Source organism: Thermococcus sp., assembly GCF_027052235.1.
Classification (GTDB): Archaea; Methanobacteriota_B; Thermococci; order Thermococcales; family Thermococcaceae; genus Thermococcus.
On sequence record NZ_JALUFF010000027.1, the window covers coordinates 1 to 22,257 of the forward strand.

25 protein-coding genes are annotated in these 22,257 nt (G+C 54.0%); 13 read left to right on the plus strand and 12 right to left on the minus strand.

The window, feature by feature from the left end; genetic code table 11:
* Positions 1–46: 46 nt before the first annotated feature.
* The 4 genes from MVC73_RS02455 to MVC73_RS02470 form a co-directional block, all read right to left on the minus strand.
* Complete coding sequence (locus tag MVC73_RS02455) at positions 47–913, minus strand: helix-turn-helix domain-containing protein (RefSeq protein WP_297506567.1); 867 nt, start codon at positions 911–913, stop codon at positions 47–49.
* Positions 914–940: 27 nt separating this feature from the next.
* On the minus strand, positions 941–2,149 hold the full coding sequence (locus tag MVC73_RS02460) for a hypothetical protein (RefSeq protein WP_297506569.1): 1,209 nt from the start codon (positions 2,147–2,149) through the stop codon (positions 941–943).
* Positions 2,150–2,275: 126 nt separating this feature from the next.
* The gene (locus MVC73_RS02465; protein ID WP_297506571.1) at positions 2,276–3,238 is read right to left on the minus strand and encodes a MarR family transcriptional regulator; all 963 of its coding nucleotides are present in this window, start codon (positions 3,236–3,238) and stop codon (positions 2,276–2,278) included.
* A gap of 51 nt (positions 3,239–3,289) precedes the next feature.
* Positions 3,290–4,240, minus strand: a complete 951-nt coding sequence (locus tag MVC73_RS02470; RefSeq protein ID WP_297506572.1) for a hypothetical protein — start codon at positions 4,238–4,240, stop codon at positions 3,290–3,292.
* 189 nt (positions 4,241–4,429) lie between these two features.
* Between MVC73_RS02470 and MVC73_RS02475 the strand changes: the two genes are divergently transcribed.
* The 6 genes from MVC73_RS02475 (at position 4,430) to MVC73_RS02500 (ending at position 8,927) form a co-directional block, all read left to right on the plus strand.
* Entirely contained in the window at positions 4,430–4,951 is a 522-nt protein-coding gene (locus tag MVC73_RS02475; RefSeq protein WP_297506573.1) for a lamin tail domain-containing protein, read from the plus strand.
* A gap of 81 nt (positions 4,952–5,032) precedes the next feature.
* Positions 5,033–5,488: a 30S ribosomal protein S15 gene (locus MVC73_RS02480; protein WP_297506575.1), complete on the plus strand. Its 456-nt coding sequence runs from the start codon at positions 5,033–5,035 to the stop codon at positions 5,486–5,488.
* 27 nt (positions 5,489–5,515) lie between these two features.
* Positions 5,516–6,940, plus strand: coding sequence for a DHH family phosphoesterase (locus tag MVC73_RS02485; protein ID WP_297506577.1), 1,425 nt, complete (start codon positions 5,516–5,518; stop codon positions 6,938–6,940).
* Positions 6,930–7,190 (plus strand): KEOPS complex subunit Pcc1, encoded by a 261-nt coding sequence (locus MVC73_RS02490; RefSeq protein ID WP_297506579.1) that lies wholly within the window; start codon positions 6,930–6,932, stop codon positions 7,188–7,190. Before MVC73_RS02485 ends, MVC73_RS02490 begins: the two co-directional genes overlap by 11 nt.
* Before the next feature lie 15 nt (positions 7,191–7,205).
* Entirely contained in the window at positions 7,206–7,808 is a 603-nt protein-coding gene (locus tag MVC73_RS02495) for a 30S ribosomal protein S3ae (RefSeq protein ID WP_297506581.1), read from the plus strand.
* A gap of 69 nt (positions 7,809–7,877) precedes the next feature.
* Positions 7,878–8,927 carry an SPOUT family RNA methylase gene (locus MVC73_RS02500; protein WP_297506583.1) on the plus strand — a complete coding sequence of 350 codons (1,050 nt, stop codon included), beginning with the start codon at positions 7,878–7,880 and terminating at the stop codon, positions 8,925–8,927.
* 63 nt (positions 8,928–8,990) lie between these two features.
* On the opposite strand, the gene MVC73_RS02505 is transcribed toward MVC73_RS02500, so the two are convergent.
* The 7 genes from MVC73_RS02505 to MVC73_RS02535 all read right to left on the minus strand — a co-directional run bounded on the left by MVC73_RS02505 (position 8,991) and on the right by MVC73_RS02535 (position 12,867).
* Positions 8,991–9,707 (minus strand): TIGR00297 family protein, encoded by a 717-nt coding sequence (locus MVC73_RS02505; protein ID WP_297506585.1) that lies wholly within the window; start codon positions 9,705–9,707, stop codon positions 8,991–8,993.
* A gap of 73 nt (positions 9,708–9,780) precedes the next feature.
* Positions 9,781–10,230 carry an Lrp/AsnC family transcriptional regulator gene (locus MVC73_RS02510; RefSeq protein ID WP_297506587.1) on the minus strand — a complete coding sequence of 150 codons (450 nt, stop codon included), beginning with the start codon at positions 10,228–10,230 and terminating at the stop codon, positions 9,781–9,783.
* 158 nt (positions 10,231–10,388) lie between these two features.
* Positions 10,389–10,667, minus strand: coding sequence for a MazG nucleotide pyrophosphohydrolase domain-containing protein (locus MVC73_RS02515; RefSeq protein WP_297506588.1), 279 nt, complete (start codon positions 10,665–10,667; stop codon positions 10,389–10,391).
* Complete coding sequence (locus MVC73_RS02520; protein ID WP_297506590.1) at positions 10,660–11,043, minus strand: metalloregulator ArsR/SmtB family transcription factor; 384 nt, start codon at positions 11,041–11,043, stop codon at positions 10,660–10,662. Before MVC73_RS02520 ends, MVC73_RS02515 begins: the two co-directional genes overlap by 8 nt.
* 55 nt (positions 11,044–11,098) lie before the next feature.
* On the minus strand, positions 11,099–11,470 hold the full coding sequence (locus tag MVC73_RS02525) for a Mov34/MPN/PAD-1 family protein (RefSeq protein ID WP_297506591.1): 372 nt from the start codon (positions 11,468–11,470) through the stop codon (positions 11,099–11,101).
* Between the two features lie 40 nt (positions 11,471–11,510).
* Positions 11,511–11,903, minus strand: coding sequence for a Rid family detoxifying hydrolase (locus MVC73_RS02530; RefSeq protein WP_297506845.1), 393 nt, complete (start codon positions 11,901–11,903; stop codon positions 11,511–11,513).
* Positions 11,904–12,078: 175 nt separating this feature from the next.
* The gene (locus MVC73_RS02535) at positions 12,079–12,867 is read right to left on the minus strand and encodes a DUF2666 family protein (RefSeq protein WP_297506847.1); all 789 of its coding nucleotides are present in this window, start codon (positions 12,865–12,867) and stop codon (positions 12,079–12,081) included.
* Between the two features lie 111 nt (positions 12,868–12,978).
* Here MVC73_RS02535 and lonB point away from each other — a divergent pair, with 111 nt between their 5' ends.
* The 7 genes from lonB (at position 12,979) to MVC73_RS02570 (ending at position 22,073) form a co-directional block, all read left to right on the plus strand.
* Entirely contained in the window at positions 12,979–16,296 is a 3,318-nt protein-coding gene (gene lonB / locus MVC73_RS02540; protein WP_297506593.1) for an ATP-dependent protease LonB, read from the plus strand.
* Between the two features lie 71 nt (positions 16,297–16,367).
* A complete protein-coding gene (sufC, locus tag MVC73_RS02545; RefSeq protein ID WP_297506595.1) occupies positions 16,368–17,114 on the plus strand; it encodes a Fe-S cluster assembly ATPase SufC in 747 nt (248 codons plus the stop codon).
* Complete coding sequence (locus MVC73_RS02550; protein ID WP_297506597.1) at positions 17,107–18,447, plus strand: SufD family Fe-S cluster assembly protein; 1,341 nt, start codon at positions 17,107–17,109, stop codon at positions 18,445–18,447. The genes sufC and MVC73_RS02550 overlap by 8 nt, the downstream gene beginning before the upstream one ends.
* A gap of 53 nt (positions 18,448–18,500) precedes the next feature.
* Entirely contained in the window at positions 18,501–19,262 is a 762-nt protein-coding gene (locus MVC73_RS02555; RefSeq protein ID WP_297506598.1) for a hypothetical protein, read from the plus strand.
* A gap of 62 nt (positions 19,263–19,324) precedes the next feature.
* On the plus strand, positions 19,325–20,458 hold the full coding sequence (locus MVC73_RS02560; protein WP_297506600.1) for a PQQ-binding-like beta-propeller repeat protein: 1,134 nt from the start codon (positions 19,325–19,327) through the stop codon (positions 20,456–20,458).
* Entirely contained in the window at positions 20,443–21,366 is a 924-nt protein-coding gene (locus MVC73_RS02565) for an ABC transporter ATP-binding protein (RefSeq protein WP_297506602.1), read from the plus strand. Before MVC73_RS02560 ends, MVC73_RS02565 begins: the two co-directional genes overlap by 16 nt.
* Complete coding sequence (locus MVC73_RS02570) at positions 21,363–22,073, plus strand: ABC transporter permease (protein ID WP_297506604.1); 711 nt, start codon at positions 21,363–21,365, stop codon at positions 22,071–22,073. The genes MVC73_RS02565 and MVC73_RS02570 overlap by 4 nt, the downstream gene beginning before the upstream one ends.
* On the opposite strand, the gene MVC73_RS02575 is transcribed toward MVC73_RS02570, so the two are convergent.
* Entirely contained in the window at positions 22,051–22,230 is a 180-nt protein-coding gene (locus MVC73_RS02575; RefSeq protein ID WP_297506916.1) for a hypothetical protein, read from the minus strand. The genes MVC73_RS02570 and MVC73_RS02575 overlap by 23 nt on opposite strands.
* Positions 22,231–22,257 lie beyond the last annotated feature (27 nt).

A 22,257-nucleotide genomic window follows, 5' to 3' on the forward strand; every position in this document is an offset into this window, starting at 1 on the left:
GCTCATGCCGGACAAAGAAGTAAAGCTGGGAGCGAGGATAAGGTGATCAGAACCTCAGCTCCACCCAGTTTTCCTTCTTCCCTTTAAGAATTCTCACGAGACCCATCTTCTCCAGCCTCTTGAACATCCTCCATGCGGTCGTCTTCGGAAGTCCTATGGCTTCCCTGACCTCCGCCTGGCTCGCCCTTCCACCCCTGTCGAAGAGGTAGAGCAATGCCCTTTTCTCCTCCTCGCTGAGGTCGAGGTTGTTAAGTCTCTCCTCAAACTCCTCCCTCGTTGGCATTCTGCCGCCGAAGCCCCCTGATTTCTTTTTCATTCCGAGATACGTCGCGCCCCCTGCAAGGGCGATACCCACAAGGACGAGGAGAATGGTAACTGACCTTCCAGCGGTATTTTCTGCTGTTCCACCTGCTCCCGACGTTGTCACTCTCTCGCTCAGGGTGTAAGAGATGCTCTGGTTCCCCGGGGGCATCGTTATCCTGTTGCCCGCTATCTGGAGGGGGATGTCGCTGAGGTCAACGACGACAGCGTTTTCAGGGAGGACGACCGTGAAGGGCTCTGGGGAGGACAGGTTGAGCGTCCACACGATTCCCTGCTTCGAGGTCAGGTCGGGGGTGTAGTAGGTTATGTTTACGACGCTGGCGTTGTCAGTGAAGACCATGAGTTCGTTGCCGTTGAGCTGATAGTCCAGGGGATTTCCGTTCTCGTCCTCAACCATTACGTCCTCAATGTGAGCACCGAGGAGCTGAACCTCCATCTGGGAGACGTATTCATCGGGGAGCAACTCGTAGTTGACCTTCACGTAGCCGTCTTCATAAACGGTCAGAACGAGGGAAGAGGTGGTATACTGGGCACTAACCAGCCCGTAAAAGATGAGGGATATGAGCAGGACGACGCTTATTTTCCCCTCCACTCTATCAGCCCCCCTCAAAAAGAAAGGTCAGGAGTGGGTGAGGATGAAGCCCTCGACGCGGTTCAGCAGGTCAAGGGCAATCTCAAAGTGCGCCTTGGCCTTCGCTGGCTCCCCGTGCCTTGCGAGCTCTACTCCCAGCTTCAGCTCTTCCACCGCAACCTTCAGCTGGAGCTCCGCCCTCCTCGTGTCGACGCCCTTCTTTTCAAGCCCCTCAAGGGCTCTCCTGTCCTTCTGAATCCTGTCAGCTATCTCTCTGAGGAAAGCCTTCATGTTCCTGGCTCTCTTCTGGACTTCCCTCTCATGAACCTTCCTCATAACGAAGGTTATTGCCCCGTGGAACTTCGCTATGGTCTCCCCGTTCTCCTGAATAAGAGAGAGTGCCTCGTCGTACTTCCCTTCAGCCGAGAGGTTCTTGACCTGCTCGTAGAGGGCCTTGAAGGCGTCCAGTCTCTCCTTGAGTTCGGTAACGTTGTAGCCTTTATTCTCTCCAAACTCTATGGCCTTCTCTGCTATCTCGATTCCCCTCTCGCCCTTTCTGAGGAAGGCGCTGACTATCTTGTCGGCGTTCTTGTAGGCCAGCTCCCGGCGAACCATTCTGAACTCGTTGTTGAGGAGTATCATCTTCTCTCTGAGAACCTCAAGGTCTTCCCTAGCTCTGGTCAGGTTCTTCTCTCTGAGGTCGTTCAGAACTGTCTTGTAGGCCTCGACGGTCTCGTTGTAGGCCCTGCTCAGGTTGGTGATGTCAATTCCCTGTTCCTGCGCCAGAGTTATGACCTTTCTCACGAAGGCGAGGTACTCGTTCATCCTTTCAGCCTGTGCCCTAACGTGGGCTTTCGCCTCTTCAACTCTTTCCCTGCCCTCTCTGAGCCTTGAGAGAGCCCTCTTGTAGTAGTGCATCGCAGTCAGGGAGTCGAGGATTGAGTTGTGGTAGTCGCTCTCGTTGTACTCCTCAAGGGCCTTCCCTCTGTACTCCTCGGCCAGCTCGTAATACTTGATTATGCTTGAGTTCTGAGGGAGCCTGTCCTTAATCGGTTCTATCTTCTTCTCGGCGAAGCTGGCCAACCTCTGGAGCTCCTTGATTAGCTGCGTTGCTATGACCCCTTCCCTGGTGGTGTTGTCAAGGAGCACAGAGGTGCTTCCGGTCGCGTTGCTCGCGGTTGTGTTGGTGGCGAGGCCCAGTGGTATAACACTACCTACCAGCAAGAGGGTCACCGCCAGTGCCAGACCCCTCTTCATGCCGATCACCGTTACCAGCTTGGCTCAACTCCTATTTGAGGACTCCAGTGGAACAAACGTTTCAGATGATTCCATTCAACCGAATGGAGGCTTTAAACAAAGATATCTAAAAAACAAGGGAAGATTTCAGAGCTTTAGCTCTACCCAGTTCTCCTTGCCTTTTTTGTATATCCTCACGAGTCCCCTCTCGGCTAGCCTGTTGAACATCCTCCATGCTGTGGTCTTGGGCAGTCCGAGGGCGGTTCTCACATCTGCCTGCCTAGCCCTTCCTCCGTGCCTGTGGATATAGAGGAGGGCCTCCATTTCTTCCTCGCTCAGGTCGAGGGCCTTCAGCTTCTCAACGAGTTCATCCTCACCCTCAGTGTTCCCTTTTCCCGACCTATTCCACAGGAAGAAACCTGCCCCGGCGAGGAGCACCAGAACGACCGCCCCGAGCACCGGCCAGGGGGAGGAAGTGGGGGCGGGACTTGAGCTGCTGCTCCTGCTCTCGGATGAGGTCTGGGCTGTAGTTGAGGTTTTGGTGGTGCTCGATGATGTGGTTTTGGTGGTTGATGTCTCCGTAATGGTTGATGTTGTGCTGGTTTCGGTTGTAGTTTCGGTTATCGGTAGAGGTAGAGTGTAAGATATGCTCTGGTTTCCGGGGGGCATCGTTATCGAGTTTCCTGAAATCTTCAGGGGGACGTCGCTCAGGTCAACTATGACGGTTCCGGAGGGGAACGTTACCGTCACCGGAATCGGTGAGCTGAAGGTCAAAGTCCACACGTCTCCCTGTTTGGAAGTCAGCTCGGTGGTAAAGTAGGTAATGTTGAGAAAGCTCACGTTGGCGGTCAGGTAAACTTCGACGGTACTCCCGTTCTGCTCGAAGGGAACTGGGTTCCCGTTCTCGTCAGCCACACTCAAGGCCTCTACGTCCTTAGTCAGGAGGGGAACTTCAATTACCACTGTAACGTTTGAGGGGACAAAAATCTCCGTGACTCTGACGTAACCGGTGTTGTAAACCTCTATGCTTATTGAGTTGAAACTTCCCTGTGCATTCGCAGGTGAGAGGATGATAAAGGTCAGGAGCACTGTGAGGATGACTTTTCTCATTCCGCACTACCTCCCGAGTATTTTTGAAGGTTCTCAAAGGAAAACTGGAGTTCAATGGTTTCCCCCATGTCCTCTTTTTCTGCTCCCGTTCTGCCCTCGTTTATCGGGTTTTTCCGGGAACTTCCACTGTCCTTCGCCGGCTCTCTTCTCACGCCCAATTAGCCGTATTGTTCTCATGACCTCCATCCTGAGGCTCTTCAGTATTTCAAGGGCTTTCTGCGGGTTGTTCTCTTTGAGTGCCTCAAGGAGCAGGACCCTCTCGCTCTTCAGCTCGGCTATGTGTTCCCTCATTTCGGGGTCGCTGGTGTTGAGAGCGGAAAGCCTCGCTATGAGTTTGTCAAGGGCCCTCAGCTGGGCCTCCACAAGCAGTGGGGTGTTTCTCTCGACGGCAAACTTCATTGAGACCCTCATCGCTTCCTCAAGGGATTTCCTGGCCTTGACCATCATCTGTAGGTCTGCCCCGAGCGCGGTGTAGTTCTTCTTTTCAACGTCTTCCTTCACCTTCAGGAATGCCCTCAGGGTCTCGTTGTAGTTCTCCCTAAGGAGGATGCAGTTTCCTCCTCCGTGGCAGAGCCTTTTCAGAGTTCTGTTGGCGTATTTTAGGGCGTGCTCTGTTATGTGGAGCTCAACGAGTGCTCTTGCCAGTATTTCATTTCCGGGGGTTTCTCCAACGCGGATCGAGACGAGTATCGCCTTGTAGAGGTGCATGGCCTCGATTGCTACTTTCATCGCCCCGGTGTAGTTCCCCTCGGAGTACAGCTTCTCCGCAAGTTTTTTCAGCTCGGAGGCGTTTTGATAGAGTTCGGTAACTTTCTCCTGGCTCTCGTTGTCTATCAGCGATGAGACGTAACCAGAGGTTATGTTGAGTATCCGGAGTAGCTCAAGCGAGGCTTTTGGAAGCCCTTCGGGTGCTTTTGCTCCATCTCCCTGGACAAGGGAGACCGGAAGCAGTGAGGTGATGAGTATACCAATCAGCAGGAGGGTTGAACATGTCTTTCTCACGTGTCCCCACCGTTTTCACTACTGCGTTTGGGGTTATTAAGGATACGGTGAAACGTTGCCTGTAAAAACGTTCCAAATCGTTCCATTCGACGACATTTTCTTTTCCTTATTCTCAATTGAATTTTGCAAGCCACATTTCTGGGAAACCCCTATATACTTTATCGTCCAAATCTGAAATGGTGGTATGGGATGAAAAAAGGACAGGGCACGCTTGAGTATCTTCTCATCATAGCTGTTTCTCTGGTCATAATACTCTTCACCATCAGGGCTGTTATGAACGCCGTTGAGTCCGTGCCTGAGGTAGAGGTCTGGACAGCTGAGGGGGCGAAAGTTGTCATATTGAAGGTTCACTATGATGCTGGTGGACGTTTTATTCCCGACATATTTGATTTGAATGATGAATATGTCGTCCTGAAGAACATCGGTGATGAGCCTGCCAACCTGACGGGCTGGAAGCTTCTGGGTAACGGCAGGAGAAGCAGGAGACACCCCTTTATCTTTCCCCCCTTCGTTCTGCAGCCGGGGGCAACGGTCACAATTCACACGGGAAGGGGAACCAATACGGAGACCGACCTATACTGGGGAATGAGAAGGCCTGTCTGGAGAAATAGGGGTGATACAGCTTATCTTTATGACTCCCATGGAAACCTCGTTGACATGTGTAGCTGGAGGGGAAGGGGGAGGGGCGAGGTAATCTGCCATACATCGTAACGGCAAACCTTTTAAAGCCGGTTTCGATTCCAAGCCGAAGGGGCGGCTGGCGGGAGCTGGCCGTCACCGGGAGGTGTTCGTATGGCAAGGATACACGCGAGAAAGAGGGGTAAGTCAGGCTCAAAGAAGCCTCCGAGGACCGCTCCGCCGACCTGGATTGAGTACACGGCGGAGGAGGTCGAGGCTCTCGTTGTAAAGCTCAGGAAGGAAGGCTACAGCACGGCCATGATAGGGACAATCCTCAGGGATCAGTACGGCATCCCGAGCGTTAAGCTTGTGACGGGGAAGAAGATAACCAAGATCCTTGAGGAGAATGGCCTTGCCCCGGAGATACCGGAGGACCTCATGGCCCTTATCAGGAGGGCAGTTAACCTGAGGAAGCACCTTGAGATGCACCCGAAGGACAAGCACTCAAGGAGGGGCCTCCAGCTCATCGAGAGCAAGATAAGGAGACTCGTCAAGTACTACAGGAGAACCGGAAAGTTGCCCGCAAAGTGGCGCTACGATCCTGAGAAGGCAAAGCTGCTCGTTCGTTAATCCCTTTCTTCTTCTTGCGGTGATACCATGGACAGGGAGGCCTTTTTGGAGCGGGTCAGGGAGGGTGCGGAGCTAATCAAGATGCACATCGAGTTAGGCCACACCATAAGGCTCATCTCCCACCGCGACGCCGATGGAATAACCGCTGGCGCGATTCTGGCCAAGGCTGTCGCGAGGGAGGGCGGGAGCTTTCAGCTCAGCATTGTCAAGCAGGTCAGCGAAGACCTCATCGAGGAGCTCGCCAAGGAGCGAAGGGAAATCTACGTTTTCAGCGACCTAGGGAGTGGTTCAATCGGCCTCATAGAGAAGAAGCTCGACTTTGCCACCGTTGTCGTGGCTGATCATCATCCCCCTGAAGGGGACTTCTCCAGTGATTCCCACGTCCTCGTGAACCCAGTCCCCTTCGGGGCCAACAGCGTTCGCGATTTAAGCGGTTCCGGTGTTGCCTACTTCGTTGCCAGGGAGATGAAGGGGAAGAACATGGACTCTGCCTACATAGCCACGGTCGGCGCAGTTGGGGACATGCAGGAAATAGACGGAACCTTTCATGGCCTCAACCTCGAAATAATCGAGGACGGGAAAAAACTTGGAATCCTTGAGGTCAGGAAGGAGCTAAGGCTCTTCGGAAGGGAGAGCAGGCCCCTCTATCAGATGCTTGCCTATGCGACCAACCCGGAGATACCGGAGATAACGGGCGACGAGAGGAAGGCCATAGAGTGGCTCAGGAGCAGGGGCTTTGACCCCGAGCTGAAGTACTGGCAGTTGCGGGAGGAAGAGAAGAGAAAGCTCCACGAGGCCCTTCTGGTTCACATGATAAAGCACGCCTCGCCTAAGGAGGCCATAGACAGACTCATCGGTGACGTCGTGGTTAGTCCCCTCTACCCTGAGGGCGACCCGAGGCACGAGGCTAGGGAGTTCGCAACCCTGCTGAACGCGACGGGTCGCCTAAACGCTGGAACCCTCGGCGTTGCCATCTGCCTTGGCGACGAGGACGCTTTCAAGAAGGCAGTCAAGATGCTTGAGGAGTACAAGAGGGAGCAGATAGAGGCGAGGAAGTTCATAATCCAGAACTGGAGCATGGTTGAGGAGGGAGAGCATGCTTACGTCTTCTATGCTGGAAAGAACATCAGGGACACCCTCGTCGGAATAGCGGCTAACATGGCGATAAACGCTGGCCTGGCCAATCCGGAAAAGCCCGTGGTCGTGCTGGCCGACAGCGAGGAGGACGAGAATCTGGTAAAGGGCTCCGCAAGAACCACAGAGAGGGCCCTGGAGAAGGGCTATCACCTCGGGGAGGCCTTGAGGGAAGTCGCCGAAAAGCTCGGTGGCGAAGGAGGGGGCCACGCCATAGCGGCCGGCATAAGGTTCCCGAGGGACAGGATAGAGGACTTCATAAAGTTGCTGAACGAGGCCCTTGCCAGACAGGTGGAGGGGAAGCAGGGTGAAGATTGAAGCTTCCGTCGAGCTGGTCTGGCACTACCGTGACCGCCGGAAGGCGGAAGCCGTTGCCCGGGCCGTTCAGGTTGACAACGAGGCGATCCCGGAGGGGCTAAAGAAAAGTTTAAATGTGGTAACCCGATGGGTTGATGGAGACGTTATAACAAAGGTTAAATACTCGGGCGAGATTGAGACACTCATCAAAGCGCTCGATGATTTAGTGTTTTCGGTCAAGATCGCGGAGGAAATGACCGAAAAGGTGTGAAGTGGAGGTGTTAAGATGGCAAAGGGTAACCCAAGGCGTAGGGCCGCCGCGGCAAAGGACAAGTGGAAGATGAAGGACTGGTACATCGTCTACGCCCCCGAGTTCTTCGGGAGCAAGGAGATAGGCCTTACCCCGGCTGACGATCCCGAAAAGGTCATAGGTAGGGTTGTTGAGACCACCCTGAGGGACCTCACGGGAGACTTCACCAAGAGCCACGTCAAGCTCTATTTCCAGGTCTACGACGTGAAGGGGCAGAACGCCTACACCAAGTTCAAGGGCCACACCCTTGCGAGGAGCTACATTCGCTCCCTCGTCAGGAGGAGGACGACGAGAGTTGACGGCATATTCAACATCACCACCAAGGACGGCTACAAGCTTCGCGTTATGGGCATGGTAATAGCCTACAGGCGCATACAGACCAGTCAGGAGAGGGCCATAAGGAAAATAATCCAGGACATCATCTACAAGAAGGCCGAGGAGCTTAACTTCGCTGACTTCGTCCTTCAGTCGGTGAACGGCCAGATAGCCAGCGAGATAGCCAAGGAAGCGAGGAAGATATACCCGATAAAGCGCGCAGAGGTCAGGAAGATAAAGGTTCTCGCCGAGCCGGGGGCCTGAGGCCCCGGTCTCTTCTACTCAACCGGCACGCTTTTTAATCCTTCCGTCGATTTTCCCGGAGGTGCCATCATGAAGTTCCTAGTCAAGACCCAGCGTGACATGGAGGCCGTCGCCGGCAACTACATCAAAGAAATCCTCCCCGATGCCAAGGTATGGATAGCCCCAATGGGCTACACAGGGCTTGTTCTCGTCGAGACAGATGACAGCAAAGCGGAGGAAAAGCTTCTTGAGGTACCGGAGGTCGAGCGCGTAATTCCGGTTCTGAAGGAAGTTCCGGCCGATCTGGAGGCGATAGCAGGCACGGCCGAGGCGATAGCTCCCCTCATAAGTGAGAACGAGACCTTCGCGGTGAAAACCAAGAGGCGCGGAAAGCACAACTTTTCGAGCATCGACGTCAACAGGGTTCTCGGGGCAAGGGTGAGGGAGCTTACCGGGGCAGATGTTAACCTGAGCTGGCCCGACAAAGTCGTCCACGTCGAGATAATCGGAGATAAAGCCTACGTCTCCGTTCTGCCCGGCGAGGAGTTCAGGAAGTACACCCCGGACAAGATAGACGCGAGGAAGCTCTTCTCCAAGCTCACGGTTGTCCAGATGCCCTACTGGGGCGACTACAAGGCCTGCAGGAAGTTTGGGGAGAAAATCGGCAGGGCTGCCCAAGCCTTTGAGGTCAAGGAACTCATAATAGCCCCCAAGGAGAAGATGGACGCCTTTGAGCTTATGGAGTTCCTCCGCGGTGTCAAGGTCGGCCAGGAGAGCAGGTATAGGGTTCAGAAGGATGCCTATCCCTGGAAGGTGGAGAAGGTTCCCGTTTCTTTATGGGACCTCTATCAGGTCGTCAGGGACAAGAGGAGGAACAAGAGGCTTTTGATAATAACCGACCCGAAGGGGCCCACGCTGGCGGAAGTCAAGGAGAAGCTCGCGAGGGACATGCACTACGCCAGGGAGATAGTGGTTTTCATAGGCTCCCGCGAGGGAATACCCCGCGGTCTCTTCAGGTTCGCCGATTACGTCGTTGACCTCGCTCCATACATGACCTTCGCCACCGAACATGGAATTCCGGCGACACTCGTTTCCCTCTGGGGGATTTACGAGGAGTTTTTGAGAAAGGGTGAAGAGTGACTTTTTCTTTTTTGGCGTCAGACCCTAAGGTCGTCCTCACCGCTCGGGAATCCGCCGTAGTCATCATCCGCCCATTATGAAGAAGGCCAGCGCACCGGTTATTCCGCCCAGAAGGCTTGCCAGAAAGTTCGTTGAGTTATTGTCCGTTATCCCTCTGTTTTCGAGGGTTGCCCCGATGAGACTATCGATGTTAACCCCTATGAATCCTCCGAGAGTAACCGCGAGCAACATCCTGAGCTTGTCGGCTGTGAGCGGAAGCGCAAAGAGCGCTATCGTAATAGCCCCCAGAAAGGCGAAAATTTCCCCCTCCAATGATACAGCACCGTTCGTCCCGGGTTTGGCAGGCTTGAAGTTTGTTATCAGCCGGGGTCTCTTGCCAAATACCTTTCCAAGCTCGCTCGCGAGGGTGTCCCCGTTGACGGTTGCTATGCTCGCAAAGGTTCCGGCCCAGAGGGCGTCCTGTTTGAGGAGAACCTCAAGGAGGACAAATAGAAGGGGTGCGAGGCCGTTTCCAAGGACGTTGCCCCAGCTCCTTATTCCACCGTTGGACTGAGCGAGGCCGAGCTTTGCCTTCTCCCGGTAGCGGTACTTGGTGGCTACCACTCCTAGTGCAACGAACGTGAACAGGGCGAGAAATGGATAAACACCCCCGAACTCGATGACTATGAGGCCAAGAATTGCCGCCGCCGTTGCCCCCTTGCCATCAAGGGCCCTCATCTTGTAGGAACCGAGGCCGAGTACTGTTACCACTGCACCGTCAATGAGGAGCCGCTCCAGCATCACTGCACACCCGGGCCTTGTTATGGTGGGGATTTATTACGCTTTTCCATTACCATGAAGAAGAGAAAGGAAATCAGAGGGATTCGAACTTGACGGTTTCTGTTATGAAGGTGATGTCGAGATTGTCTATCCCGGGTATCTTCTTCGTAACCCCGGAAATTATTTTCTCAAGCTCCTTCATGTCCTTCGGCCCTATAATGTGAAGCACGAGGTTGTGGGAGCCGAGGGCACGCTGGATTATCTTCACGTTTTCATCCTTCTCAAGCTCCTTTATGACCTCGTCAAGGTCGATACCAGGCTTTACGGTGACGCCGAGGATAACGTGGATGTAGCCGAGGAGGTCATAGTTCGGAATTACTGTGTACCTGAGAACGACACCGTTCTGCTCAAGCCGGTTCATTCTCCGTGAAATTCTCTGCCTCGTTGTTCCGAGCATTTCGGCAAGCTCCTTGTATGTGAGGCGTGCATTCTTGGACAGCAACTTTAAAATACGAAGGTCTATGGGGGTTATTTTATCAACCATGTGCCCACCTCCGTTTGTTTCTCATTCTTGGTTTGATATTCTGTATAAAAAGGTTTTGGTTAATACCCTTCAAATGTCTCATTAGGTCATCCTAATAAGGAAAAGGTTCGGAGATTCCGGGAAAAAATTTTAACGGTGTGTAACATGAACATGTTCGTTCATCCGTCCCTGGCCCTATACTTTGAAACGCTTTTCAGTATTGCTCCCCTGATGTCTATGTCGTAGTAATTGGCTATGCAGATTAGGGCAAACAGTGTATCCCCCAACTCCTCCTCGACTTTCTCCCTGTCAGCTTTTCCCTTGACGCCCTCAAAGGCCAGCATTGCATCTGCCAGCTCGCCTACCTCCTCAACCAGAGCGGCGAGCATCTCAAAGGGCTTCCAGTAGCCACCGAGCTCCTTCACGAGCTCATCAACGGCCCTCTGCTCCTCATTCACCAAGCAACTCCACCCCGACCTTCTTGAGGTAGTTCTCTATCACGTCCCTCCTTGCGCGGTAGAAGTGCATCCTGCCCTCTCTCCTCTCCTCAACTAGGTTAAGCCTCTTCAGGGTTCTGAGGTGGTGGCTTATGAGGGTCTGGTCGGCCTCAAGAACCTGAGCTAAAAGACAGACGCAGAGCCAGTGGTCGCGGGTCATCTTGAGTATCTTGAAGCGGAGGGGGTTGGCTATAACCTTCAGGAACTCGATGACGTCCGTTGGAACCTCTGCCTCGACCTCTGCTTCAAGCTCGGGAAGCCCGCAGTTTTCGATGCACTTTCTTACAGTCTTCTTCTGCCTCTCGTTAAGCTTCTCCACGATTTCCTTAACCTTCATTGCCGTTCACCAGAGGAATAAAGGAACAATCTCCTAATAAGATTTTTCAATTGAATCACTCGACAATCCTTATCCTGACCCCGCTTCCATCGCTCAGGTAGGCCCTCACGCTCTCCTCGGTGAAGGGCCAGGCTATTATTATATGAACCCCTCCGAACTTTGAGAAGAACTCAAGATCGGCCTCGGAAGGGTGAGGGTTTGGAGATGGATGAGAGTGTACGGTCCCCTTTACGCTCTCGTCGTAGGGGAGCATCCACGTATCGAAGAAAACCGAACGGGGACCCGAGTGGGGGTTTGGGGCTATCAGGACTTCTTCAAAGACCCCGTCCTTTTCCCGCAGGAAGCCTGCAAACTCGTTTGGATAGGCGTTTCTGGCTAGTTCGAGAAGGTACTCCAGGAGTTCCCTCCTTATTTTCACTTCCCTCATGGTGGAAAAAGGGGAGTCCTGGGTTAAAAAGGCTTCGAAATCACAGCACGGCTATCGCTTCGATTTCGACCTTGACTCCCTTGGGGAGCTTCGAGACCTCAACGACGGCCCTCGCTGGCTTCGAATGGCCGAAGTACTCCTCGTAAACCCTGTTGAACTCCTCGTAGTCCTTTATGTCGTCGAGGTAAACGGTCACCTTGACGACGTCATCAACCGTCGCCCCCGCTGCCTCAAGTATTGCTATGAGGTTCTCTATTGCCTGCCTCGCCTGGACTCTGATGTCGCCCTTTACCAGCTCTCCCGTCTCGGGGTTTATTGGTATCTGGCCCGAAACGAATATTACCTTGTCCGGATTGTGGGCGATTATCCCCTGGCTGTATGGCCCTATCGGCTTGGGAGCGTTTTCGGTGTAAACGGGAACCCTGCTCACCATACCCATCACCCCCGGGATATTAGTTCACAAATGTTATTAAAAACTTTTCGGGAAGTGTTCCAGTTCATAAGGTAAGAAAAAGCTTCAAAATAGAAAATAAATCGGTGTGGGACTCTATCTGGCGTCAGCGAAGCGAAGAGTCCTCATTGGCTTCCCTCGGGTGTCCTCGGCGTCATCATACTTTCTTCTCAAGGTACTTCTCAAGGTTCTTCGAGGGGACGTCCAGGGGGAGGCCTATCTTACCGAGGGCCGTGCGGAGCGCGAAGACGCGGGCGTGTTCGATGAAGGGCTCTTCCGCGAAGGCCTCAACCTCCAGTGCCTCGTAGGCCTCTATGACCTTTGGTATGTCGCCCTTCTTGACCTTCTTGAATGGGAACTCCTTCTCGATGCCCTCGATGTTGATTCCAGCGTAAGCGGGTATCTTCAGCGTCGCGGTCTCGTTTATGCTCGCCAGCAATCTGGCAACGTCAACCATCGGGGTTTTTTCGTCTATTATGAGCCTCTTGACGACTATCCACCTGCCGTGCTTTGCGGTGAAGTTCACGTGGGGCCCCTCGAAGGGGAACTCAACCTCAACTCCCTTCAAACTACCCCCCGGGTAGTCAACGGGCGCTATACCGCGCAGGGCTTCCCTGACGAGGAGGGCCCTGGAGGCATCGACGAGGAGCTTCTTCAGCTTCTTATCGGTTTCCTTTACGAGGGCCCCAAGCTTTCTGGCAGTGCCCGGGGACTTGAGGAGCATTACGGTTTCGGTGAGGTTTTCTCTCCTCAGCTCTTCAGCGAGGGAAGTAAGCCCTTCGACGTCGAGAACCTCTCCGAAGTAGAAGGGAATCCTTTCGTTGACGGAGTTCGAAACTGCCGACAGGAAGAGCGCTATCTTTTCATCCTCCATCTCGGTGAGCTTCTTCGCGACTTCCCAGTCAAGGTGCCTTGCCGTGAACGCGACGTGGTCTTCAACCCTCATAACCCCCACCGTTCAGACTTCTCGCTCCCTTCTTTTATCTTTTTCTAGGCTCGATAAAGGTTATAAGTGGGCCCGAGCATTGGGACTTAGTAGGTAGAAGAGGGACTGGAAATGGGTGAGGAGAAGGTTGATGGGTTCACCCCACGTGAGTACGGGGAGAGTCTTGAGCTAGGGGTTGATTTCAATACGACTGAGGAAATCAGGGTTCCCGAGAAGCTCATAGACCAGGTCATCGGCCAGGATCACGCCGTGGAGGTTATAAAGACCGCAGCCACCCAGAAAAGACACGTCCTCCTCATAGGCGAACCCGGAACCGGAAAGTCAATGCTTGGTCAGGCGATGGCAGAACTCTTACCCACGGAGAACCTTGAGGACATACTGGTCTTCCCCAATCCGGAAGATGAGAACATGCCTAAAATCAAAACTGTCCCGGCCTGCCAGGGAAGGAGGATAGTTCAGAAGTATCGCGAGAAGGCCAAGAGTCAGGAGAGCATAAAGTCCTACATACTGCTCTTCGTCATGCTGACGGTGATGTTCGCCCTCTTCCTCCAGTTCTCAGCGACTACACTCCTGATGGGCCTCTTCGTCATCATACTGACCATGATGGCCCTCTCCAACATGCGCTTCCGCAACACCGTTCTGGTGCCCAAACTACTCGTTGACAACTGCGGAAGGAGCAAAGCTCCCTTCGTTGACGCAACCGGCGCACACGCCGGTGCTCTGCTCGGCGATGTCAGACACGACCCGTTCCAGTGCTTTAGCGGGAAGGAGAGCATTGTTATCAGGGAAAACGGCAGAATAATGGCTCTTAAGCTCAAAAACTTCGTTGAAGGGGCCCTAAAGGACCCTTCAGGAGAGGGTATGGACGGGGACATTAAGGTCGTCTACCACGACTTCAGGGACAAAAACGTTGAGGTGCTCACAAAGGATGGCTTTACAAAGCTTCTCTACGCGAACAAGAGGTTGGGAAAGCAGAAACTGAGACGAGTGGTTAACTTGGAGAAGGACTACTGGTTCACCCTTACGCCCGAGCATAAGGTTTACACCCTTACGGGCCTCAAAGAGGCAGGGGAGATAACCTCCGAGGACGAGCTAGTTAGGCATCCACTGGTAATTCTTGATGAGTTCTCCATTGCAAGAACCTACGGCGAGGAAGAGAAAATCAGGGAATACTCTCGCTGGAAGGAGTATCGGAAAAAAACCGGTCACGGCTACAAGAGAGCCTCCAAGGAACTGGGCATAAAGGTCAGCACGCTCCGCTGGTGGGAAAAAGGAGCAAAGCCAAAGTCCCTGAAAATGGCCGAGGAGCTCAGAAAGCTTGGCCTCCTTCCACTCACTAGCGAGGATGAGAGACTCGAAAAAATCGCCCTCCTCATGGGGGCTCTCTTCAGCGACGGTAGCATAGACAAGAACCTCAACACGCTCAGCTTCATCTCCAGCGAAAGAGAAGCGGTTGAAAAGTTCGTGGAGATGCTTAGAGAGCTCTTCGGCGAGTTTAACTATGAGATAAAGGAGAACCGCCAAGCTAGGGGGAGGAGTATCCTCTTCAGAACGTGGGATAGGAGGATAATAAGGTTCTTCGTGGCCCTCGGCGCACCCACGGGCAATAAAACAGAGGTAAAACTTGAAATTCCGTGGTGGATAAGGCTCAAGCCCTCCCTCTTCCTTGCTTTCTTCGACGGTCTCTACAGCGGAGACGGTAGCGTTCCGAGGTTTGCAGTGTATGGGGAGGGCATAAAGTTCAACGGAACCCTTGAGATAGCCCAACTCACCGATGAGCTCGAAAAGAAAGTTCCCTTCTTCGAGGAGCTGGCATGGTATCTGGGCCTCTTCGGAATCGAGGCAAAGCTCAGGATTGACGAGGCAAAGGGCAAGCACAAGGTCAGGTTAATCCTCTCCCAGTCAGTAGACAACGTCCTAACCTTCCTCGAATTTGTACCGATAACTCTCTCCCCCGCAAAGAGGACGAAGTTCTTGGAGGAGGTCAGGAAATACCTTGAGGGGGCAAAGGAATCAAGACATGCCAAGAGAGCCGACGAGCTGAGAAAGAAGTTTGAAAAGATTCTGAAGGGCAAAAGGAGAACGTTCATCGAGACCTGGGAGGAAGTTGAGGTAACCTACAACCTCACCACGGAGAAGGGCAACCTGCTCGCCAACGGCCTCTTCGTCAAGAACTCAGGCGGACTCGGCACGCCGGCCCACGAGCGCGTTGAGCCCGGAATGATACACCGCGCCCATAAGGGCGTCCTCTTCATAGACGAGATAGCAACGCTAAGCCTGAAGATGCAGCAGAGCCTCCTCACGGCGATGCAGGAGAAGAAGTTTCCCATAACGGGCCAGAGCGAGCTTTCGAGCGGTGCCATGGTGAGAACTGAGCCGGTGCCGTGTGATTTCATCCTCGTCGCTGCCGGAAACCTTGATACAGTGGACAAGATGCATCCCGCTCTTCGCTCCCGTATAAGGGGCTACGGTTACGAGGTCTACATGCGCACCACTATGCCAGACACGATAGAGAACAGAAGAAAACTAGTCCAGTTCGTTGCTCAGGAGGTAAAGCGTGATGGCAAGATTCCCCACTTCACAAGGGATGCCGTTGAGGAGATAGTTAGAGAAGCCCAGAAGAGGGCAGGAAGGAAGGGCCACCTCACGCTCCGCCTTCGCGATCTGGGTGGAATAGTCAGAGCTGCTGGCGACATAGCGGTCAAGAAGGGCAAGAGGTACGTCGAGAGGGAGGACGTCCTTGAGGCCCTCAAACTGGCGAAACCACTGGAGAAACAGCTTGCCGACTGGTATATCGAGAGGAAGAAGGAGTACCAGGTCATAAAGACCGAGGGGAGCGAGATAGGAAGGGTCAACGGTCTGGCCGTCATTGGGGAGGCCAGCGGTATAGTGTTGCCGATAGAGGCCGTAGTCGCTCCAGCGGCAAGCAAGGAGGAGGGCAAGATAATAGTCACCGGAAAGCTCGGCGAGATAGCGAAGGAGGCCGTCCAGAACGTCTCGGCGATAATCAAGCGCTACAAGGGCGAGGACATAAGCCGCTACGACATCCACGTCCAGTTCCTCCAGACCTACGAGGGCGTTGAAGGGGACTCGGCAAGCATAAGCGTTGCAACGGCCGTTATCTCGGCCCTTGAGAACATCCCCATAAGGCAGGACGTTGCCATGACGGGTTCGCTAAGCGTCCGCGGTGAAGTTCTCCCCATTGGGGGCGCAACACCCAAGATAGAGGCGGCCATAGAGGCCGGGATAAAGAAGGTCATAATCCCCAAGGCCAACGAGAAGGACGTCTTCCTCAGCCCGGACAAGGCCGAGAGAATAGAGATTTACCCTGTGGAGAGGATAGACGAGGTGCTTGAGATAGCCCTTGAGGACTCTCCCGCCAAGGACGAGCTCCTGAGGAAGATAAGGGAGAGCCTCCCCCTCTTCTGATATTTGTTTCCCATTTCTGTCCAGAAATTCTTAAAAAACGTCCCATGAACGCTACCCACGGAGGTGAGCTAATGCTCAAAGTTGAGAGCCTTCACGTTTCAGTTGAGGACAAGGAGATACTGAGGGGCGTTGACCTCTCAGTTGAACCCGGCGAGTTCCACGTGATAATGGGACCGAACGGGAGCGGAAAATCAACGCTGGCATTAACGATAGCCGGCCATCCAAAGTACACCATAACCGAGGGCAGAATCCTCTTCGAGGGAGAGGAAATCAACGGGCTCGGTCCTGACGAAAGGGCCAAGAGGGGAATCTTTTTGGCATTCCAGGTTCCTCCGGAGGTGGAGGGGGTAAAGATAATCGAGTTCCTCCAGCAGGTTCTTGTGGAGCTTAAGAGCATCGACCCCGTTAAGGCCTACGACATGATAGTTGAGAAGGCAAAGGAACTCTGGTTCACCGAGGAAGACCTCCACCGCTACGTAAACGTAGGCTTCTCCGGTGGGGAGAGAAAGAGGCTCGAACTCCTTCAGGCACTCCTTATAGAGCCAAAGCTCCTCATCCTCGATGAGCCTGACAGTGGCGTTGATGTTGATTCGCTGAGCGTCATAAGCAGGAAGATAGAGGAGCTCCACCGGAAAGGGACGGCGATACTCCTGATCACCCACTACGGAAGAATTCTCGGCCACCTCGACCCAAGCACCTTCCAGGTTCACGTCATGAGGGATGGGAGGATAGTTATGAACCGCGGTGGTGAGTTCGTGAGAGAGATTGAGGAGAAGGGCTTCCAAGTTATATTCGAGGAGTGTGGTTGCGATGACTGAGACGATAACCATGAGTGATGCGAAGGCCATAATAGAGAACCAGATTGAAGAACTCGCGAGGAGGAACAAAGAGCCCGAGTGGATGACGAGGATTCGCTACAAGGCTCTGGAAGCCTTTGAGAGGGCGCCCCACAACGACCCCGTGATAAGCGAGGAGGATTTACTCCACTTCATAGCGAAGCCTGAAGTTGAAGGGGTTCCAGAGCACATTGAAAGCCTTGAGGATTTGCCGCCCGAGATGAAGGCCCTTTTGGACAGACTCGGCATAAGCGAGGTCGAGCAGAAATACATAGCCGGCTTAGCGGTTCAGACCGACACCGGCGTTATCTACAACCAGTTCCTTCAGGAGTGGGCTAAGAAGGGTCTCATCGTCCTCCCGACTGAGGAGGCCGTCAGGAAATATCCAGATATAGTAAGGGAGCACTTCCTCAGGCTCTTCCGCGTTGATGAAAGCAAGCTGACAGCATATCACACGGCGGTGTGGAACGGTGGAATCTTCCTTTACGTCAAAGAAGGATTAAAGGTTCCCTTCCCGCTTCACCTGTTCTTCTTAATCCAGGAGAGTGCATTAGCTCAGGCACCGCACATAATCATAATCGCCGAACCCAACACGGAGTTCCACCTTATTGAGGGCTGTACAGCGCCGATACTCGTCAGACACTCGCTCCACCTCGACATGACCGAGGCATACTTCGGCGAAAACGCCAAGGGCCAACTCACCGTTTTGCAGAACTGGCCTGAATACGTCCACACGAGACCTATGACGAGAGCTAGGATAGGGAAGAACGCGCGCTTCATAAACACCACCGTCGGGCTGGGAACGGGCAAGAGCAACACCGCCAACCCGAAGTACTGGGTGGATGAAAATGGCTACGTCGAGCTTAACGGCATCCTCCTCGGCCAGAAGGACTGGTACGTTGATCTCGGCGGAGAGATGTACCTCCAGGGTAAAGGCGCAGCCGGAATAAACGCGAGCAAAGCGGTAATAATGGACGAGAGCAGGGTCATAACGCGCGGTATAATAACGGCTGAGGCTCCAAAGACGAAGGGCCACATAAGCTGTGATGCTTTGCTGATGAGCGACAAAGCGGTTATGGAGACCTATCCCGGACTCATCAGCAAGGTAGATGATGCCGAGCTGAGCCACGAGGCGGCGATAGGAAAGATACGCGAGGAGGAGCTCTTCTATCTTATGAGCCGTGGACTCGACGAGGAGAAGGCGACCCAGCTAATAGTCAAGGGCTTCCTTGAGCCGATGCTGAAGGACATTCCGATGGAGTTCCTCGTTGAGATAAGGAGGATAATCGAGTTGGCAGTCAGCGGGGGCATGTGAGGCCCAAAACCTTTAAATTTCCTTTTCTCCTAAAACCCTTCGGTGTTTTAACCATGAGAACGCAGGCAGTGGTGCTTGTGTTACTCCTGCTTTTAGCTACGGTCGCCGGTGTCGGGTGCGTCAGGATGGGCTTTTCCAAGGAACCCGTCCCGTTCTCGCTCCGGGTGAAAGAAACTCCAAACATCTCAGTCATCCAGAACTGGACTGCCCTCAACCTTGAGGTCAACGTGAGCCTCTTTCTCATCGGAACCAAAAAGACCGTCAGCTCGGGGAGCGAGACCCCTTTAATCCTTCTCAGGGTCTCGGAAGACGTCGTCAACCTCACTCCAGCTTTTCCGCTCGGTGAGGGCGTTTACGTCATACCCTCTGATAGGTTCTCGCCCCCGCTGGACTCCGGCTGGAGGATGCTCCCCCTCACTGCTATTCTCAAGAACGGCAGTTACGTCTCGGTTGAGGTCGAGTACAGGGGAAAACCGAAGATGAGCCTCGGCATGAACCTGAACTTTGAGGTTGAGAGGACTGAGAAGGGTTACCTCGTGAGGCTCATCGGTGCGGGAGTCCCAAGCGTTGAGGCCTTCGGGATGAGTTACCGTCTGGTTCCCCTCCCGGTGAACACAACGCTTTCCATCGTGGGCATCCCTCCCGAGAAGTATCTGGGCAACTGGACGTACATCCTTCCCCCAGTGAACACCAGAAAGGAGGACGGGACTGAGGTTAGGATAAACTACCCTATGGCTATGGTCTTCATCGAGGGCAAGGGAGGCAGGGCCTTCGTTGAGAAGGTTAACTTCCCCTACGATGCCCTTCGTGGCTGACTCTTTCCCCTTTTCAACCAATAGAGATTTAAGGGCTTCTCCAAACCTTATCCGGTGGTGAAATGAGGTCTCTCTTCGTTCTCATCATGATACTCTTACTTGCCCTTCCCGTTTACGCCGCACCTTCAGAGGTCTGGAGCTATTCCGATACATGTGCAGTCTTTTCAATGGCCATCAACTCTGAGGGTTACATAGGGCTGGCCTTTGGTTACTACGCCGAACTGCTGAGTCCCGACGGTAAGCTTATCCTCAAGGCCCCGACGAGGGGAATAGCGTACTCCACAGCCCTCTCGGAAAACAACGTCCTTGTTATAGGCACGGAGGGTAGCTGGGTTCAGGCCTTCAAGGACTCCAAGAGCCCGATCTGGGAGCACAGGCTGAGAAATGCCGTTGTTACGGTCTCTGTTAGCGACAACGGCTCCGTCGCTGTTGCGGGCGATGCCTCGGGATACATCTATCTGTTCAGGGACGGAAAGCTCAACTGGGAGAGGAAGGTCGGCAACTATACATGGAGTGCGGTAATCTCCGGAGGAGCCCTCTACGCTGGCTCCGATTCCGGGATTTGGGCCTTTTCTCTCGACGGAAAGCCCCTCTGGAGCAGTTCCCCCGGTTCGGCGGTGAGGAAGATTGTGGTTGCCGGGGAGAGGATTATAGCGCTCGTGGTGCCAAAGTCAGAGGAGTGGAGCGAGCTCGTGGTCTTTACAAACACCGGAAAGGAGCTGTGGAGGAGGCACTTCAACGGCTACGCCAGGGCCGTTGATTCGGACGGTAAGGCCGTAGCCGTTGCCGGAAGCTTCGGCAACGTCACCCTGTTTTCGCTAAACGGGAAGTTAATCTACTCGGTTCCCCTCATAGGCTACGCCTACGACGTCGCGACCAAGGACAACTACACGGCAGTCTCCTTCGCCAATGAGGCCGAGCTGATAGGCCAGAACGGGAGCGTGGTGTGGTTCCAGCGCTTCAACGGCACCGCCTACCATGTGGCCTTCTCACCCAGGGGCTACTTCCTGACCGAGTACGGCTCCCACGACGTCCAGAACTGCTACAGCGTGATAGTGGCGTGGTCTCTCGGGAACGCTAGAGCCGAAACGTCGAGCACGGTTGAATCCCGGAAAGCCGGCGTAAACCCCTACATCCTGGCCGGCCTGCTGGTTGGGGTATTCCTCTTGGGGGCACTGCTATGGAGGAAGCGATAGTCGCCGAGAACCTTGTGAAGAGGTACGGAAACGTTGAGGCTGTAAGGGGGATATCGTTCAGGGTTAAGAGGGGGGAGGCTTACGCCCTCCTCGGGCCGAACGGTGCAGGGAAGACAACAACCGTCAGGATGCTGACGACCCTAACCTCCATAACCTCCGGCGAGGCCTACGTGAACGGCTACAACGTGAAAACGGAGAGGCTGGCTGTCAGGCGCTCAATAGGTCTCGTTCCGGACATATCGAACCTCTACGAGGAGCTCACCGTTAGAGAAAATCTGCTCTTTATGGCCAAGCTCTACGACGCCCCCAGGGAGAGGGTCGCCGAGCTGATAAGGGAGTTTGACCTTCCAGCCGACACGAAGTTCGGGAAGCTGAGCTCGGGCTTCAAGAGGAGGGTTACCATAGCTTCCGCCCTGATACACGAGCCCGAGGTGCTCTTCCTCGACGAGCCGACAACGGCATTGGACGTAAACTCTGCGAAGGCCGTGAGAGGTTTAATACGTCTCCTCAACAAGAGGGGCATGACGGTCTTCCTGACAACCCACAACATGCTTGAGGCAGAGACCATTCCGCAGAGGATAGCCATAATACGCGAAGGAAAGATAATCGCTGAGGGGAAGCGCAACGAGCTGAAAAAGCTTGTCGGAAGGGGAGTAATTGTTCGTCTCTCCGTTGAGCCCATAACGTCAGCATTGTTAAAGAGACTGGAGCCCTACAAGCCCACGTTTGAAGAGGGCAACCTCGTCCTCGAAGTTGAGAACCCGGATGAGTTCATAGAGTTCCTCTTTTCCCTCAAGGCCGAGCTGGGATTCAGGATAGAACACATCTGCACCGAGTTGCCGAGCATTGAGGACGTTTTCGTCGAACTGACTGAAGGTGGCTGTCCCTGCGGGGGGTGTCCCCTGTGAAAATCCTTGCAATGGCCGAGAAGGAGCTCAGGGAATACGTCCTAAAGCCCGGTTCAATAAGCTGGGGGATAGTGTTCCCCCTCGTCTTCACGCTGGCCTTTGCGATACGCTTCGGCGACGTTGACCACCTCGCCCCCGGTCTGCTCAGCATCTCGGTGCTCTTCGGCACCACTTCCTTTGTCTCCTCTTCGGTTATCTTCGAGAGGAGGTTGAGAACCTTTGAAAGGCTCCTCGTGGCGCCGGTTGGCTACCTTGAGATAGTCCTCGCCAAGGTTCTCGTCGGTTCGGTCTTTGGTCTCTTCGTTGGCTTCACGAGCCTTATCTTCCTGAGGCCCTTCATGGTCTACGGAATCTGGAACCCCTGGTTGCTCGTCCTCTTCCTGATCCTCTCGGCCATGTGCTTCTCAGGCATCGGTCTCTACATAGCCCTCGTCGTCGAGAACCCGATAAACGCAATGACCTGGCTGAACCTCCTGAGGCTCCCGATGATGTTCACCAGCGGGGCAATAGTTTCGCTCCTCCTCTTCCCCCACTGGTTTCTGGCAGTTGGCCTCGCAACCCCCATGACGTATTCCGTCGAGGGCCTGCGCTTTTCCATGCTCCACTACTACGACGTCGTCAACCCCGTTTATTCCCTGCTGGTGCTCCTGATGTTAACGCTCCTCTTCCTATACCTCTCGACGTCTAGGCTTGAGGACCTTTACTGAAGCGGAGGGCGATGAAGAGGAGCACCATGAAGATGGTTATGTACTCGCTCCAGCGGAAGGGGACGACCCCTATGACGCCGAACGTGTAAACGACCGCCAGCAACAGGACGATGAGCAGTAGAACCCGATAAACTGTTTTCCTCTCCATAACGGGCACCCGAAAATAGAAAGGGGGATGGCTTAA